This is a genomic window from Sphaerisporangium sp. NPDC005289, from assembly GCF_040607455.1.
In the GTDB taxonomy this organism is placed as follows: Bacteria; Actinomycetota; Actinomycetes; order Streptosporangiales; family Streptosporangiaceae; genus Sphaerisporangium; species Sphaerisporangium rhizosphaerae.
On the sequence record NZ_JBEXGS010000022.1, the window covers coordinates 34,654 to 49,965 of the forward strand.

The window sequence follows — 15,312 nt, forward strand, 5'->3', positions numbered from 1 at the left end:
GGCAACTCCAGCCGCACTGCACGTATTCGCCGAACAGCCGAAGCCTTCGAGGAGGTTTCCATGCCCCTGCAGCCACCGGTAAGATCCGCCACAAATCGCAAGAGCGAGGCCGCCGATCTGGCGGCAGCACGCGAGTGGGTAGAACAGTTCGTGATGAAGCCCCATGAACAACTGGGCCGAGACGGCGCGGTGTGCCCATTCGTCCAAGCCGCGATGAAGGCCGATACATTTCTGCTCGAAACCTGGACCGTGGAACCGGAGGCGACCGTTGACGACCTGGTGGCGTCGGTAAATTTACTGGCCGACACTTTCGAGGCCCGCCGGTGGGCGAGCCGCAACCGGACACTCCACACCATGGTCGTGGTTCTCGACGGTCTCGCTCCGGAGCGCTTTCACATACTCGATGACGTACACGCGCTCGCCAAATCCGGTTTGGTGAGGCGCGGGCTGATGTTCGCCCAGTTCTATCCCGAGTGCGACGAACGGTCTGTGCGCAATCCTGCTCTCCGGGTGGCCCGATCCCCGGTACCCATGCTGGCGATGCGCCGCATGGCTCAGCATGACGTGCTGTTCCTCGACTCCGATGCTGAATGGTTCGCTGCCTATTCGGAGCGATTCTCCGCTCGATACCGACACGACGAGGTGCGGGATCCCGCGCTCAAGAAGGCATTCGCGCAGGCTCGAGAGCGGTGGGGAGATCGATCATGACCGTCCCCGGCCGAAACGGCGGTGCCCAGACGGACCCAGGCATCAGCAGCGATGCCGAACGCGACGTCCGAGTGATGGAATCGGAGAGTCACCCGATCACGGACTTCACCGGCGCCAGCACTCCGTATATCGACTACCAGAGCATCGACGTGCTCCTCTCGCTGCAGCGCCCGCGGTCCGACGCCCCCGCTGAGCTGACCTTCTACGTCATGGGCCAGGTCAAGGAGCTGCTGTTCAAGCTGATCTACGAGGAGCTCGAGCGGACTCGTGCGTTGCTGGACGGAGACTCGGTTCCCGAGGCCGTGGCCAACCTGCGGCGGCTGCGGCGGGTCGTCGAACTGCTCAACGAGACCTGGAATGTGCTCTCAACGCTCACGCCGAACGAATTCAATGGTTTTCGTGACGTCTTGGGGTCGGCGTCCGGACTCCAGTCTTATATGTACCGGATGGTCGAGTACGCGTTGGGAAACAAAGTGGCCTCGCTGGCCCGGCCGCACCGACAGGTACCGCACGTGCACGCACAAGTTCAGCGAGCGCTGCACGAACCCAGCGTGTACGACGCCGCGCTCCGTCTGCTCGCTCGCCACGGAGCAACGCTGCCCCCGTCCGTTCTGGACCGGGACTTCTCCCAACCGTACGAGCCGAACAGTGCCGTGGAACGCGCCTGGGCCGAGGTCTACCGGGGCAAAGCGGCCACCGATCCGCTGCCTCAGCTCGCCGAGGCGCTGATGGACGTGGCCGAGGGATTCTCCCGCTGGCGCTCGCTCCACCTGCTCACCGTTGAGCGAATCATCGGGTGGAAACCTGGCACCGGCGGCACCGAAGGCGCCGGTTGGTTGCGTCGTGTTGCCGAACACCGGTTCTTCCCCGAACTCTGGACCGCCAGGAGCCTCCTGTGACCGACAGCCAGCTCGCCGGCACCATCGCGTCTGCCATGGAGGAAGCCCGCGGGCGGGATGCCGAGGACGTGCTCGCGCGCATGCGCGACCGCTTCGTTTCCGCGCGACCCGGGACCATCTACCTCAACGGCAGTTCACTGGGCCGCTTGCCCGCCGCCACCGCCGATCGCCTCGCCCGCATGGTCAACGAAGAGTGGGGATCCAACCTCGCGGAAGCCCGCACCCAATGGCTCGACCTGGGCGAACGCATCGGCGACAGCATCGCGCAGCACGCCTTGGGCGCCGGCCCCGGAGAAGTTGTGGTGGGCGAATGCACCAGCGTTCAGTTGTACAAGCTGGCCGTCGCGGCGGTACGGGCCCGATCGGAACGCGGCACGATCATCACCGCCGACGACAACTTTCCCACCGACCGCTACGTCCTGGACGGCGTAGCGGCCGACCATGGGATGAGTGTCCTCACCCTGGCCGCTCATGCCGATACGGGTCTCGACTTGGACGCGCTGCGTGCCGCACTTGACGAGAACGTCGCTCTCGTGTCGCTCTCGCTGGTCTCCTACCGTTCCAGCGCATTGCTGGACATGGCCGAAGTCAACCGGTTAGTGCATGACGCGGGTGCGCTGGTGCTGTGGGACCTCAGCCACGCGGTAGGCGCCGTGCCGATCGAACTTGAGGACACCGAGGCGGACCTGGCCGTCGGCTCGGGCTACAAACACCTGTACGGCGGCCCCGGCGCCCCGGCTTTCCTCTACGTACGCCGCACGTTGCAGGACCGGCTCCGACAGCCGATTCAGGGCTGGTTCGGGCATCGTCAGCAGCTTGAGATGCTTCCGGCCTACGAACCCGACCCGACGGTCCGCCGCTTCCAGACAGGATTTCCCCCTGTGCTCTCGCTGACCGCGTTGGCGGCGGGCGTCGACCTCATCGGCGAAGCCGGCATGGACGCGCTGCGCGCCAAGGGATTGGCGCTTGCCGAGATGCTCCAGGACCTGGTGGCCGAGCACCTCTTCCCGGTCGGCTACACCCTTGCGAGCCCGCCGGACGCCCGGCGGCGGGGCGTACACCTCACGTTGCGGCACGCCGACGCGTCTCGCATCCATCCCCTGGTCTCCCGTGCCGATCTGGCCATCGACCATATGGCCCCGGATCTGTTTCGGCTGTCCGCCACTCCGCTCAACACCCGGTTCACCGACATTGTCGAAGCCGTGGACCGCATCCGCATGGTGACCGACGAATTCCTCGGCGGAGGCGGGTAGTGCCCGACGACCCGCCGGCAGACACGAGATTGGCAGACAACCCCATGTCCGATGCGTGTTCGGTTCTCTACATCGATTACCGCCCCCGGTCGGTAGCGGCCCTCGCGGCCCACGGCGCCGCTGTCACCTGCGTGGTCAATGCGAAAGACGCGGCCACGGTGAGGAAGCATCCGGCGGTCGACCGGGTCGTCGTCGTACGTGACACCACCGATTGCGAGGACGTGTTGTGCGCGCTCCGCCGGGACGGTGTCAGCTTGACCGATTACACCGCCATCTGCGGCAACGACGAGTACACCCTGTACTCCGCTTCGGTCGTAGCCATGGTGGCAGGCAAATCCACGCCCTCCCCGAACCATGTCGTCTCCATGCGGGACAAGTTCGTCCAGAAGGACCTGGTCAGAAGGGCCGGCATCCCCGTCACCCAGTGCAGAGCCGTTGACCATCTTGATGATCTCAGTGCGGCTCCGCCGAGATTCCCGGCAGTGATCAAGCCGCCTGCCGTGTCCGGCGCCAAGGACACCTTCCTTCTACGCTCGCCCGCGGACCTGGAGCAGGTGGCGAAGCAATGCGCGGAATCAGGGGTGCTCGGCCCCTGGGTGGTAGAGGACTTCGTGCCCGGCGGCGAGATCCAGGTGGACGGAGCGATCAGGAACGGCGAACTGGTTCTGCTCAGCATTTCCCGCTACCTGCAGAACTGCATCAAGATCCATGAAGGCGATCTCGCGGCTGCCGTCGTACTGGATCCCGACGTCGAGCCCGCGCTCTATGCGCAAGCGCGAGACCTTGCGGCGCGCGCGCTGCCGGCCCTCGGCCACCGCGACGGGGTGTTCCACCTCGAAGCCTTCGAACATCCGGACGGCCACCTGGTGTTCAGCGAATGCGGCGGCCGCGTCGGCGGCGGAATGACCGATGAGGTCGTTCTCCGAAAATTCGGCGTCTCGATACACGATGAATGGGCCCGGATTGTCCTCGGGTTGCCCACGGGAGTGACCACGCCGGTCGTACCGGATCCGGCGAGCTTCGGAGATGTCCATTTGAAGGCGCCGCCGGGACTGCTACTGTCGGTTCCCAGCACCGAGGAACTGCGGGCACAATCCGGCGTCGTTTTCGGCGAGGTCGAGGTACAGGTGGGCGAGCAGTTGGGGAACATGAATGACGACTCGTTCTTTCGGGCGGCGCGCGCGGTTGTCACAGGCGAGGACGAACTGGAAACGCGAGCCCTGCTGCGCGACCTGGGCAATTGGTTCTCGAGTGCGGTGCGGGTGGACACCTCGGCGAATGGCTGACCCGGCATGGCGCACACCAGAGGCGAGCGAATGAACAGCACGGCTCAGCAACCGCCGGCCGAGCGGACGACTGGAATGTTCCGGGCGCTGCGCGTGCGGAACTACCGGTTGTTCACCTTCGGCCGGCTGGTCTCCAGCATCGGTGTCTGGATTCAACGCATCGCCCAAGACTGGCTGGTCATTTCGCTCACCGGCAGTGCCGCGGCGCTCGGTGTGACCACCGCGTTGCAACTCCTGCCCATTCTGCTGTTCGGTCTGTGGAGCGGGCTCCTGTCCGACCGTTTTCCCCGTCGGCTCCTGCTGGTGGTCTCCCAAACAGCGATGGGTGTGATCGCTCTCGGGTTGGCTTTGCTCATCTACGCCGACCGCGCGGAGATATGGCACGTCTATATCGCGGCCTTTCTCTTGGGCATCGCCAGCGCAGTGGAGACGCCGGCCCGGCAGTCCTTCCTCGCGGAAATGGTCGGAAAGGACCTCCTCCACAACGCGGTCAGCCTGGACTCGGCCTGCTTCCAGGTGGCGAGCCTGGCGGGGCCGGCGATCTCCGGAGCCCTCATCCAATTGGGGGGCACCTCGACCGCCTTCGCCCTGACAGCCGCTTCCTGTGTGGTGGTCATCGCTTCGCTCTGGCTTCTTCGGCCGGAGGAGCTGCATCCTCGTTCGCCGGAGCCGCGAGCGCCCGGTCAGATCCGCGAAGGCTTGCGACATGTCTACGGGCATCCCGCGTTGCTCTGGCCGATCTTCCTCATGGCGTTCCTCGGCACCTTCGCGTTCAACTTCGCGCTCGTCCTCCCCGTTTACACCTCCGACATCTTTCATTCGGGCGCGGAAACCTTTGGCTGGCTCACGACATACCTCGCGGTCGGGTCGGTCGCGGGAGCGCTGGGCGCGGCTTGGCTGCGGCGCGCACACCTGCCCCTCGTCCTCGCGACGGCGCTGGGCTTCTGCGTGGTCCAGCTCGTAGCCGCCGCTTCCCCTTCGGTGTGGTTCTTCGCCGTCCTCATGGTGCCCACCGGGGCACTTGGGGTAGTCGTCCACGCCAGCGCTACCTCGGTCGTTCAGAGCACTTGCGACCCGTCTATGCGCGGTCGGGTAATGGGTGTGTACACCCTGGCCTATATGGGCGGGATTCCCATCAGCGGCCCATTGGTCGGCTGGGTGATGGAGCATTACGGAGCACGTCCCGGCTACGCGATCAGCACGGCCGCCGCCCTCGTCGGCGCGGTGGTCGCCGCAGCGGCGGTCACCAGGAACCATTACCGCAACACTCACGGAATCACGACCGCGGCCGTACCGGATTCTTCGCCCTCTTCTCACCAGTCGAAACCGGGCGCATCATGACCGCGGCGCACCCGTCCGTGTCGCCCTCTCCGACGGTCGGTGCCATCCGCCGCCGCGGATACCTCCGGCTCGGCGTCAGCACCGGTATCCGCGGCCTGTCGTGGACCGACGCCGCCGGAGTCCGCCGCGGCTTGGACGTAGACACCGGCCGCGCCGTCGCGGCCGCGCTCTTAGGCGACCCCGGCCGGACCGAGTACACCGAGGTCGACCCGGAGGACAGGATCCCTGCCCTGGCCTCCGGCGTGATCGACCTGCTCGCGTGCAACGCCACCTGGACGTTCAGCCGCGAATTCGGCGCGGGTGCCGCCTTCGTTCTCACCACGTGTTATGACGAAGGCGCCATCTTGGTGCGACGGGACAGCGGCATCGCCTCGGCCGACGACCTGGACGGGCACACCTTGGGAATGTGCGAGGGCACGAGCAGCGAAGAGGCGCTGCGCGCGTGGTTCGGTCCTCGCGGCCTGACCGTGCGCTGCGAACTCTATGCCTCTCCGGCTTCGGCTCTTGCCGCCTATATCGATGGCGAAGTCGCCGGCTACGCCGCGGACGGCGTGGTCGTGGCCGGAGAACGCACCCGTCTCGAAGCGCCGAATGACCACATCGTGCTGCCCGAGCGCGTGTCCTTGGAGCCGATGGGACCGGTGGTCAGAGACGACGATCCGCAGTGGGCGAAGGTCGTCCGCTGGGTGCTCTTCGCGCTGATCGCCGCAGAGGCCGCCGGAATCACCTCGCATCAGGTACGTGAAGGGACCGCCGAAGACTTCCCCTTGGTGAAGGGCCAGTCCCGCCTGGCGGCAATGGCGGGATTACATCCGAGGTGGATCTCCGCCGTAATCGGCGGAGTCGGCAACTACGGCGAGATATACGAACGCAACCTCGGGGATGCCTCCGGGTTGTGCGTCCCTCGTGGCTACAACGAATTGTGGCTGCGTGGCGGCCTGATGTACGCACCGCCCCTTGTGTGAACTATTCGCCCGACGATCGCATTCGTGCGATGAGCTTGCGGCGGGCCGAGGATGATCCGGGTACTCGGCCTTCGGCGAAGGCTGAGTATGAGTATGAGGACCGACATGAATGGAATGCGCAAATGACGGCAGCGCCCCCGAAGGTCGCATCCAGAATCGACCGGCCGCCGACCCGATGATATTATTCGATCACGAGTTCAACGCCCGCGGTTCCGTCACCCGCAGCATGCCGGACACCCTGATCGATCGCGCGCGATTGAGTGGCATCAGCCATTTCGAGGCCTCGATCAGGCAGAGCGACCACTCGGCCCGGACCATGGCCCGCCGGTGCGCCGGAGAATGCGACACACAGGTCGACCTCGGCATGCTTCTCGGCGAATGGGAATTCCCCGTTGACCATGATACGGAAGTACTGTGCCGAGCCGGCCCGTTGCCGGCTCAGCGAAGTTGAAAAAGAGAACCTTCCCGTCCCTTGCTGCCGCTCTTCGACGCAGCGCCACACCAATCCGCGACCGCAGGACCAACGCCTGTGCGATCTTTCGGTGACGCGACCATCCGCTCGGAACGCTTCACTTCTTGTCTGAATCGTGCTCGGCGCAAGACGCGGACCTGCTCGCAGAGGCCAGAATCGCCGCATTTGCAGACCTGCCACACGGGAGCGCCGAATGAGCGAAACCCCACTTGATTCCGATCTCTCGCGATCACTGTCCAGGCGGCAGATGACGATGCTCGGCCTCGGCTCGGCGATCGGCACCGGACTGTTCCTCGGCGCCGGGTCCTCGATTTCGGTGGCAGGACCCGCTGTCATCCTCAGTTACCTCGCCGGCGCCGTCCTCGCCGCGATCGTGGCGATCGCGCTGGCGGAAATGACCAGCGCGTTGCCTGTCCGGGGCTCGTTCGGCGCCATCGTCGGGCGATTTTTGGGACCGCTGGCCGGATTCGCCGTCCGGTGGACCTACTGGTTCTCGCTCGTCGTCGGCATCGGCAGCGAGGTCGTGGCCGCCGCCATCTACCTGAACTTCTGGTGGCCGCAAGTTCCGATCTGGCTGTCCGTCGCGGTCTTCTCGTTGCTGCTCACCCTCGTGAACCTGACCCATGTCCGGTTCTTCGGCATGGCCGAGTCCGTGTTCGCCGGAATCAAGGTGCTCGCGATCAGCGTTTTCATTCTCCTCGGTCTTGTGCTCGTCCTGTTCGGACTGCCCGGCCGGCCGGCCACCGGTTTCGGGAATCTGGTCTCGCACGGCGGTTTTCTCCCGAACGGTCCGAGCGCGGTGTGGCTGGTCATGTCGATCGTGGTCGTCGCCTTCGCCGGTATCGAGGTCGTCGCCGTCAGCGCACCCGAGGCCAGGCAACCCCGCGAGGCGCTGCGATCCGCGACGCGCTCGGTCATCACCCGGCTCTCCCTGTTCTACCTGTTGTCGATCGTGCTCATGCTGGCCATCCGGCCGTGGACCGAGCTGTCCCGAGTGCACGGTCTGGACGGCAGCCCGTTCGTGGCCACTTTCGCCAGTGCCGACATTCCCGCCGCCGCGACCGTCACCAACTTCGTTCTCATCGTCACCGCGCTGTCCGCGGCGAACGCCAACCTGTACGCCGCCGCGCGCATGCTGCACTCGCTGGCACATGACGGTTTCGCCCCCAGGCGGCTGAGCCGCGCCAATCGGCACGGGCTGCCGTGGACGGCGACCCTGGCATCCACCGTCGGCCTGCTCGTCGCCGCCATCCTGGCCGCCTACGCCGGCCGGGCGACGTTCGGTATCCTGCTCGCCACAGGCGGCTTCGGCATCATCGCCACGTGGATCACCATCCTGGTGACGCTGCTCGTCTTCCGCCGGAAGGGGCCGGCCCCCGGGTCCAGCATCCGGCTGCCTGGCGGCCCCGTACTTCCCGTACTCGGCGTGCTCGCCCTGCTCTCGGTGTTCGCCACAGGGATCGCCGTGCCCGACATGCGGCTCGCCTGCTTCGTCGGCGTCCCGTTCGTCCTCACGGTCACGGCCGTCTACGCACTGTTCGTGCGCCGCCGAGTCTCTCCGGCGGCAGGGGAATCCGACACCAGTCTCGTCGACAGTGCCTGATTTCGCGAGAAGCGTCCGTTGGGACATAGGCGGCCGAGATCCCGGCCGGACACCTCGTTCGGCCGGGATCTCGCCGCTCCGGGCCCGATGCCGGGCCGCCCGCCTCCCCGCCCCGCCTCGCCCCGCCTCAATGCGAGCCGCGTGCTTCACACACGGGCGCCGCTCGATCTCAGGAGGGTGAGCGGAGCACCGGGCGCAGTGCGTCGAGCACCGAGGCGTCCTCGATGGTGGAGGGGACGGGCTCGTCGGCGCCGTCGGCGATGCCGCGCATGGTCTTGCGCAGGATCTTCCCCGACCGCGTCTTGGGCAGCCCCGGGACGATGTCCACCCGCCTCAGCGCCGCCACGGCCCCGATCTGGTCGCGCACCAGCCGCACCAGGTCCTCGCACAGCCGCTCGGGGTCGGCCTCGACGCCGCTCTTGAGCACGACCAGGCCGCGTGGTACCTGGCCCTTCAGCTCGTCGGCCACGCCGATCACCGCGCACTCGGCGACGGCGGGATGGCCGGCCAGCACGGCCTCCATCGAACCGGTGGACAGACGGTGCCCGGCCACGTTGATCACGTCGTCGGTGCGCCCCATGACGTACAGGTAGCCGTCCTCGTCGACGTGCCCGCCGTCGCCGGTCAGGTAATGCCCGGGGTAGGCCGACAGGTAGGAGGCGACGTAGCGCTCGTCGTCCCGCCAGAGCGTGGGCAGCGTGCCCGGCGGAAGCGGCAGCCGCACGCAGATCGCCCCGTCCACGCCCGGAGGGCACGGCCGGCCCTCGGGGTCGAGCACGCGCACGTCGTATCCGGGCACCGCGACCGTGGGCGACCCCGGCTTGATCGGCATCGGGTCCAGGCCGCGCAGGTTGGCGGCGACGGCCCAGCCGGTCTCGGTCTGCCACCAGTGGTCCACCACCGGCACGCCGAGCTTCTCGGTGGCCCAGTGGTAGGTGTCCGGGTCCAGCCGCTCGCCCGCCAAGAACAGCGTCCGCAACGAGGAGATGTCGTACTTGGCCAGGTAGGCCGCCTCCGGGTCCACCTTCTTGATGGCGCGGAACGCCGTCGGCGCGGTGAACAGGGCGCGCACCCCGTAGTCGGAGATGACCCGCCAGAACGCCCCGGCGTCCGGCGTGCCCACCGGCTTCCCCTCGTACAGCACCGTCGTCGCGCCGAGCAGCAGCGGGGCGTACACGATGTAGGAGTGTCCGACCACCCAGCCCACGTCCGAGGCCGCCCAGAAGACCTCGCCCGGCGCGATGGCGTACACGTTGCGCATGCTCCACAGCAGCGCGACCGCGTGGCCGCCGTTGTCGCGCACCACGCCCTTCGGCTTCCCCGTGGTGCCGCTGGTGTAGAGGATGTAGAGCGGGTCGGTCGCCGCCACCGGCACGCACTCCGCCGGCTCGGCCGCGGCCATGGCCTCGCGCCAGTCGATGTCGCGGCCGGGCGTCAGCGTGGCGGGCGCCTGCTCGCGCTGGAGGATCACGCAGTGCGCGGGCCGGTGCGCGGCCATCTCCAGCGCGCTGTCGAGCATCGGCTTGTACTCCACCACGCGGGACGGCTCGATGCCGCAGGAGGCGGACACGACCACCACGGGCCGGGCGTCGTCGATGCGCACGGCCAGCTCACGCGGGGCGAAGCCGCCGAACACCACCGAGTGCACGGCCCCGAGGCGGGCGCAGGCGAGCATGGCCACGACCGCCTCGGGCACCATCGGCATGTAGATGACGACCCGGTCGCCTCTGCCGACGCCGAGGCCGCGCAGCACGCCGGCGAACCGCGCCACCTCCTCCAGCAGTTCGGCGTAGGTGTAGGTGCGGGAGGTCCCGGTGAGCGGGCTGTCGTAGATCAGCGCCGCCTGCCCGCCGCGACCGCCGGCCACATGCCGGTCCAGGGCGTTGTGGCAGGTGTTGAGCTCCCCGCCGGGGAACCACCGGTAGAACGGGGCCGCATCGGCGTCCAGCGTCATGTCAGGGATGCGGTCCCAGGTCACGGCCGTGGCCGCCCGGCCCCAGAACCCGTCCGGATCGTCGATGCTCATCGCGAAGGCGTCCGCGTACGACATGGTTCCTCGTTCCCTCACCGATCGCCCGAACCGCCATCATGACTCAGCCCCCCGTCTCAGGACAGAGCAACAGCCCGACGGCGTGACGGGGCGAGGGGCCCGGCCGGGTCAGGCGGAGCGGAAGGCCGCCGGGGCCTCCGCGCGGAAGGTGTGCCGGTAGGTCAGCGGGGCCACGCCCACCGTCGCGTGCAGGTGCTGGCGCAGCGAGACGGCCGTGCCGAAGCCCGCCCGGACCGCCACCTGGTCGACCGGGAGTTCGGTCGTCTCGAGCAGATGGCGGGCGCGCTCCACCCGCTGCCTGATGAGCCATCGTGCCGGGCTGAGCCCGGTCTCCTCGCGGAAGCGGCGGGTGAAGGTGCGCACGCTCATGCGGGCGTGCTTGGCCAAGGTGGCCAGGTCAAGCGGCTCCTGGAGCCGGTCCAGCATCCACGCCCGGGTGGGCGCGGTGGTGGCGTCCCCGGCGGCCGGCAGCGGGCGTTCGATGTACTGCGCCTGACCGCCCTCGCGCCACGGCGGGGTGACGCAGCGCCGTGCCACCCGGTTGGCGACCTCGCTGCCGTGGTCGCGGCGGATCACGTGCAGGCACAGGTCGATGCCCGCCGCGACGCCGGCGGAGGTCAGCAGGTCGCCGTCGTCGATGAACAGCACGTCGGGGTCGAGCAGCACCCGCGGGTACAGCGAGCGGAACAGCTCGGCGCTCCTCCAGTGCGTCGTGGCCGGTCGGCCGTCCAGCAACCCGGCGGCGGCCAGCACGAACGCCCCCGTGCAGATCGACATCAGCCGCGACCGGAGGGCGGCCCCGCGCAACGCGTCGCGCAGTTCGTCGCCGATCGTGCCGTCGCTGAACGCGGAGCCGCTGTGGACGCCCGGGACGATGACGGTGTCCGCCGTGGCCAGGACCGACAGGTCGTGGTCGGGGATCACGCTGAACCCGGCGGGCCCGCGCACCGTGCGCCCGCCGGGGGTGCAGGTGACGATCTCGTAGAGCCGCCGGCCATCGGCGTCCTCGGCGACCCGGAACACCTGGCCGGGAACGCCGAGGTCCAGAGTCGCGAAGTCGTCCAGGGCGACGACGGCGATGCGGTGAACCATGGCCGGATTCTTTCACATGTTGGCTGTCAAGCCACTCGTGGCCGGTGAATCGGACACCTCACTATGGTCGGCATGATGCTGACGCAAGACGTGAGGCACGGACGGTGGCCGCATCGGGCTTGGGCGGTGGCGGCGGTGGCCTTCGTCGCCATCATCGGAGCCGCCGGCTTCCGCGCCACACCGGGAGTGCTGATCACCCCGCTCGAGACCGAGTTCGGCTGGTCCCGGGGGACCATCTCCCTGGCCGTGTCGGTGAACCTGATGCTGTTCGGCCTGACCGCGCCGTTCGCCGCCGCTCTGATGGACCGGCTCGGCATGCGTCGCGTGGTCGCCTCCGCGCTGCTGCTGGTGGCCCTCGGCAGCGGGCTCACGGTCTTCATGACCTCCAGTTGGCAGCTCATCCTGTGCTGGGGTGTGCTGGTCGGGCTCGGCACCGGCTCGATGGCGCTGGCCTTCGTCGCCACGGTCACCGACCGGTGGTTCGTGCGGCACCGCGGCGTCGTCACCGGCGTGCTGACCGCCGGAGGCGCCACGGGGCAGCTCATCTTCCTGCCCGTGCTCGCCTGGCTGGCCGAGGGGCCGGGCTGGCGGACGGCCGCCGTGGTGGTGGCCGTGGCGGCGCTCGCCGTCGTCCCGGTGGTCTGGCTCCTCCTGCGCGACCGCCCCGAAGACGTCGGCCTGACCGCTCTGGGCGCCGAACCCGCGGTCGTCCCCGCGGCCCCTGCGGCCGGTTCCGCGGCCGGTGGTCCGGCCGGTTCCGCTGCCGCTGGTCCGGCCGCGGGTGACACGGCCGGCCGCGGCGGCGGCGCGCGTACGGCCGGGCGGCCGGGAGGCGCGGCGGTGCGGGCGATCAGCGTGCTGCGGTCGGCCGCGCGTACCCGCTCGTTCTGGTACCTCGCCGGTGGCTTCGCCATCTGCGGCGCGAGCACCAACGGCCTGGTCGGAACGCACTTCATCCCCGCCGCGCACGACCACGGCATGGCCGAGACCACCGCCGCCGGCCTGCTCGCCCTCATCGGCGTCTTCGACATCGCGGGCACGATCTTCTCCGGCTGGCTCAGCGACCGGGTCGACTCGCGGGTGCTGCTCGGGGCGTACTACGCGCTGCGCGGCGCGTCACTGCTGGTGCTGCCGCCCCTGTTCGCCGCGACGGCCGAGCCGAGCATGCTCGTGTTCATCATCTTCTACGGCCTCGACTGGGTGGCCACCGTCCCGCCGACCGTGGCGCTGTGCCGCAAGCTCTTCGGCAAGGACGGCAGCGTGGTGTTCGGCTGGGTCTTCGCCTCTCATCAGGTCGGCGCGGCCATCGCCGCGGTCGCCGCGGGCCTCACCCGCGACCACCTCGGCCACTACGACGCGGCCTGGTACGGCGCAGGCCTGCTGTGCGCCGTGGCCGCGATCATGTCGCTGCGCGTCGGCAGGGGCGGGTCCGCCTCCGGCGCGGCCCCCACCGTCGAACCGGTCCCCGCCGCCACCGCTACCTGACCCCCCGGCCCGTCTCGCGCCTCGGCGCTCGCCTGTCGGTGGGCGGTGAGATCCTTGGGGGCGTGAACGCGCCAGACCAGAGAGTGCTCCCCCTAGTCGTCCGCATCGAGCGTGCCACGCCGCCCGAGCGCACCGACGCCCTCGAGGCGGCGGCGATGGCCGTGCTCACCCTGCTGACCGACGAGCGCGCGGTGAGCGGTGAGTGGGCCGAGTCCGTCCAGGCGTGGGAGACCATCGGCATCAGGAAGGTCGTGCGCCGGGCCAGGGGCGCCGAGTGGCGGCGGGTCGAGGAGCTTCCGGGCGCCACGGTGACGCTGCGCTCGGCCGAGGTGCGGGTGCACCCGCCGATCCCGCTCGACGCGTGGCCCAAAGAGCTGTCGCGCCTGCAGGTCTCCGGCACCGACCTGGTGGACTCCGCGCCGCCCTCCCAGCCCCCGCCCGGCGGCGTCGTGCTGTGGTTCAACCCGTCTTTGGACATGTCGGCGGGCAAGGCCATGGCCCAGGCCGGTCACGCGGCCCAGCTCGCCTGGTGGGGCACCGGCGAGGCCGCCCGCGCCGCGTGGCACGCCGGCGGCCTGGCGGTCACCGTGCGCACGGCCGAGCCCTGGCGGTGGGCCGCCCTGGTGGACAGCGGGCTTCCCGTCGTGCGCGACGCCGGGTTCACCGAGATCGAGCCCGGCTCGCGAACGGTCGTCGCGGACGCGCCGTGGCTGAGGGCCGGCGGCCTGCGCCCGGCCGGCTGGGGACCGCTGCGCGACCCGTCGCGGTAGCCGTCGCGGTAGCCGTCGCGGTAGCCGTCGCGGTAGCCGTCGCGGTAGCCGTCGCGGTAGCCGTCGCTCCATGATCATACCGGCTGGTAGGGGGCTTGCCGCGGTGGCGTGACCGGCTCTCCCGCGCCGTTGACCAGAGGGCGAAAGGGGAGGTCAGGGCGTACGGAAACCTCGATGCGGTAGGGACTCGTTCCCGAAGTGTGATCGGGAACTCGGGCATGGTCCGGCGAATTGCCGTACGCTCCCCAACGTGCCAAATGGGGTGGGTGGGAACTACGGGACAAAAGCCGTCCCAGCGTACGTAACGGCCGACGCGCCGACCGCGCCGCTGCCGAAGATCACCGTCGAGGAGCCTCCTCCGCCGCCACCACCCGCCAAGCGCCGATCGCCGATCGCCCGGTTGGGCGACCTGCCGATGCGCGTCATCTACCGAGGGCTGGCCGGCGTCGTCGCGGCCGTGGCCGTCGTGGCGGCCGTCGTGGCGTTCTCCGTCACCGACCTCGGCAAGGGCGCCCCGACGGCCGCCGGTCCGGCCCCGGCGGGGCCGCCGTCCACGCTGCCGGTCCAGGGCACGGGCGCCGCGCCACCGTCCGGCGCCCCCGCCACCTCGCAAGCGCCCCTCGAGGGGACGTCCGTCTCCGCGGCGGCGCCGGCCTCCGGATCCGCCGCGGATCCGGGCGTCTCCGCCGCCCCGGGGGCCTCCGCGTCGCCGGGGGTCGCCGCGACCGCTGGGACATCGGCGTCTCCGGGAGTCACGACGGAGCCCGCCGGGGCCGGGTCGACGCCGGTCGCCACCCCGCAGCCCGGCAAGAGCGCCCTCGCCGACGCCGAGGCCGACCCGCGCGTCCCCGCGCTTCCGGCGAACCGCCGGCTCGCGAACTACCCCGGGCACGGCGCGCCGGCCAAGGGACGGGTGAAGGACAACAGGTCGGGCATCTCCTTCACGCGCTTCGTCAAGCAGTGGAAGCTCACCAAGTCCTCGCCGTTCGCCACGCGCAGAGTGCTCCCCGCCGTGAAGGGAGCCGGGCACCGCGGACTGCTGGCGACCTGCCCCGTCCCGATCGCGGTGCAGGACGAGCTCAAGGACACCGCGTTTCTGGCGGCCCGCTGGACCCTGAACTACCACCCCGACGGTTCCAAGATCACGTGGACCGCCTCGCAGGGCTTCAAGGCGGGCAAGCGGGAGGGCTGGCTGCTCGGCTACAGGGTCACCTACAAGGCCGGCGGGAAGAAGCACGTGGCCACCGCGGCCGTCGCCCTGGTCGACGTTCCGGCGGCGAAGCCGGCCATGGTCTTCATCACGATCCCCGACGCGCAGAAGAAGCGCTGGGCCGACATCAACACGTTGATCAGCAGCATCCGGCCGCTCTGACCGCGGTCCGCGTCCT

At 69.4% G+C, this 15,312-nt stretch carries 13 protein-coding genes; 11 read left to right on the top strand and 2 right to left on the bottom strand.

Going from position 1 to position 15,312, the window contains the following annotated elements:
• Window positions 1-60 precede the first annotated feature (60 nt).
• The 8 genes from ABZT47_RS30690 to ABZT47_RS30725 all read left to right on the top strand — a co-directional run bounded on the left by ABZT47_RS30690 (window position 61) and on the right by ABZT47_RS30725 (window position 8,527).
• Complete coding sequence (locus tag ABZT47_RS30690; RefSeq protein ID WP_354849729.1) at window positions 61-708, top strand: DUF6875 domain-containing protein; 648 nt, start codon at window positions 61-63, stop codon at window positions 706-708.
• The gene (locus tag ABZT47_RS30695) at window positions 705-1,607 is read left to right on the top strand and encodes a tryptophan 2,3-dioxygenase family protein (protein WP_354849732.1); all 903 of its coding nucleotides are present in this window, start codon (window positions 705-707) and stop codon (window positions 1,605-1,607) included. The genes ABZT47_RS30690 and ABZT47_RS30695 overlap by 4 nt, the downstream gene beginning before the upstream one ends.
• Window positions 1,604-2,860 (top strand): aminotransferase class V-fold PLP-dependent enzyme, encoded by a 1,257-nt coding sequence (locus tag ABZT47_RS30700; protein WP_354849734.1) that lies wholly within the window; start codon window positions 1,604-1,606, stop codon window positions 2,858-2,860. Before ABZT47_RS30695 ends, ABZT47_RS30700 begins: the two co-directional genes overlap by 4 nt.
• Complete coding sequence (locus ABZT47_RS30705) at window positions 2,860-4,146, top strand: ATP-grasp domain-containing protein (protein WP_354849737.1); 1,287 nt, start codon at window positions 2,860-2,862, stop codon at window positions 4,144-4,146. The genes ABZT47_RS30700 and ABZT47_RS30705 overlap by 1 nt, the downstream gene beginning before the upstream one ends.
• A 30-nt stretch (window positions 4,147-4,176) precedes the next feature.
• The gene (locus tag ABZT47_RS30710; protein ID WP_354849740.1) at window positions 4,177-5,487 is read left to right on the top strand and encodes an MFS transporter; all 1,311 of its coding nucleotides are present in this window, start codon (window positions 4,177-4,179) and stop codon (window positions 5,485-5,487) included.
• Complete coding sequence (locus tag ABZT47_RS30715) at window positions 5,484-6,452, top strand: amino acid ABC transporter substrate-binding protein (RefSeq protein ID WP_354849743.1); 969 nt, start codon at window positions 5,484-5,486, stop codon at window positions 6,450-6,452. The genes ABZT47_RS30710 and ABZT47_RS30715 overlap by 4 nt, the downstream gene beginning before the upstream one ends.
• A 109-nt stretch (window positions 6,453-6,561) precedes the next feature.
• On the top strand, window positions 6,562-6,903 hold the full coding sequence (locus ABZT47_RS30720) for a hypothetical protein (protein ID WP_354849746.1): 342 nt from the start codon (window positions 6,562-6,564) through the stop codon (window positions 6,901-6,903).
• Between the two features lie 214 nt (window positions 6,904-7,117).
• Window positions 7,118-8,527: an amino acid permease gene (locus ABZT47_RS30725; protein ID WP_354849748.1), complete on the top strand. Its 1,410-nt coding sequence runs from the start codon at window positions 7,118-7,120 to the stop codon at window positions 8,525-8,527.
• A 169-nt stretch (window positions 8,528-8,696) separates the two neighbouring features.
• Here ABZT47_RS30725 and ABZT47_RS30730 read toward each other — a convergent pair whose 3' ends face one another.
• Window positions 8,697-10,577, bottom strand: a complete 1,881-nt coding sequence (locus ABZT47_RS30730) for a propionyl-CoA synthetase (protein WP_354849751.1) — start codon at window positions 10,575-10,577, stop codon at window positions 8,697-8,699.
• 108 nt (window positions 10,578-10,685) lie between these two features.
• Window positions 10,686-11,669 (bottom strand): helix-turn-helix domain-containing protein, encoded by a 984-nt coding sequence (locus tag ABZT47_RS30735; RefSeq protein WP_354849754.1) that lies wholly within the window; start codon window positions 11,667-11,669, stop codon window positions 10,686-10,688.
• Between the two features lie 72 nt (window positions 11,670-11,741).
• On the opposite strand from ABZT47_RS30735, the gene ABZT47_RS30740 reads away from it, so the two are divergent.
• From ABZT47_RS30740 to ABZT47_RS30750, 3 genes are all read left to right on the top strand, one after another.
• A complete protein-coding gene (locus ABZT47_RS30740; protein WP_354849756.1) occupies window positions 11,742-13,154 on the top strand; it encodes an MFS transporter in 1,413 nt (470 codons plus the stop codon).
• A 62-nt stretch (window positions 13,155-13,216) separates the two neighbouring features.
• On the top strand, window positions 13,217-13,924 hold the full coding sequence (locus tag ABZT47_RS30745) for a peptidyl-tRNA hydrolase (protein ID WP_354849759.1): 708 nt from the start codon (window positions 13,217-13,219) through the stop codon (window positions 13,922-13,924).
• A gap of 250 nt (window positions 13,925-14,174) precedes the next feature.
• Complete coding sequence (locus ABZT47_RS30750; RefSeq protein ID WP_354849762.1) at window positions 14,175-15,296, top strand: hypothetical protein; 1,122 nt, start codon at window positions 14,175-14,177, stop codon at window positions 15,294-15,296.
• The last annotated feature ends 16 nt before the right edge of the window (window positions 15,297-15,312 follow it).